The organism is Comamonas nitrativorans, assembly GCF_042654765.1.
Classification (GTDB): Bacteria; Pseudomonadota; Gammaproteobacteria; order Burkholderiales; family Burkholderiaceae_C; genus Comamonas; species Comamonas nitrativorans.
Window position 1 is genome coordinate 1 of record NZ_JBHSEW010000027.1, and the last position, 1,219, is coordinate 1,219.

Annotated in this window: 1 protein-coding gene; it reads right to left on the reverse strand. The window is 67.6% G+C overall.

All coding sequences use genetic code 11. From position 1 onward, the window contains the following. Nucleotides 1-1,202: methyl-accepting chemotaxis protein (locus tag ACFO3A_RS15635; protein WP_377728231.1), on the reverse strand; the 1,202-nt coding region annotated here is incomplete at its 3' end. Between the last annotated feature and the right edge of the window lie 17 nt (nucleotides 1,203-1,219).

Consider the following 1,219-nt stretch of genomic DNA (forward strand, 5'->3'; position numbering starts at 1 on the left):
TGCAACATCTGCGCCCGCACCTGCCGGTAATGCGCCAGCGCAGCGCTGAAAGTGTCCGCCGGCCCTGTCCCGGTCAACACCCCCAGCTTGCCCCAGGCCTGGTCCAGCAGAGCATCCAGCTCGCCAATGCGCCCCACCGCCGCCTGGGCCTCGGACCAGGCATCGGCATTCATGATCAGGATGTTGCACGCCCGCATTTCCTCCACGCAGTCGCCGATCACTTCCAGTGCCTTGCGCCTTGGCTGCAAGGCCGCCGTCTCGCGCTTGAGCTGGCCGACCATGCCTTGCACGGTGCGTACCTGGGCGTTGCTTTTGCCGATCCATTCCACCGATTCCCGGGCCGCTTGCGACAATGTTTGGGTTTGCTGCACCAGGCGTTCGCCCCAGTGGGTTTGCGCCTGCACGGCCTGGGCCATGCCGCTGGTGGCGGCCAGAGCCTGTTCGGCCCGGGCGCGGATGTCGACCAGGGCGTGGCTGGTCTGCTGGGTGCGGGCAACCCCGCCGTCCATGCCTTGCAGCACGGTTTGCAGGAACTGGTCGGCGGCCCGGGTGCTGCTGGTGATGCCGACGATCATGTGCTGGATTTGCTGGGTGGCTTCGCTGGTGCGGGCGGCCAGTTTGCGCACTTCGTCGGCAACGACGGCAAAGCCTCGGCCCTGTTCGCCGGCACGCGCCGCTTCCACGGCGGCGTTCAGCGAGAGCAGGTGCGTCTGCATGGCGACGTTCTTGATCATGGACAGGATGCCGTCGATGGCTTCGGTGTGCTGGCGCACTTCGCCAAAACGGGCATCCAGGCCGTGGGCGGAGCTGCCCAGGGCGGTGATCTGCTCGGCCGTTTCACGCAGCAGGCGGTCGCCGTCCAGGGCCAGTTCGTACATGGACTGCACTTGCTGGCGCGAGACATCGGCCGATTGCACCACGGTGGCCACGCTTTGCGAGAGGCCCTGCACGCTCTCGTCGAGGGCTTGCAGGCTCTCTGTCTGGGTGCGCGAGAAGGCGACGACCCGGGTGAAGGAGGAGAGCATGCTGGCGTTGTTGACGATCACGTCCAGCGCGTGCTGGTCGATCTGCGCCAGCACGGCCTGGCGGGAAAGGCCCCGGCTGCGGCCGCGCCAGCGCCCTCTCCACGCCACCAGGGCGGCGCCGCACAGCACGCCCAGCGCAAAGCCCAGGCCTGCGCCGGGATTCCACCATGTCAGCATGTCCATTGCGTCACTCC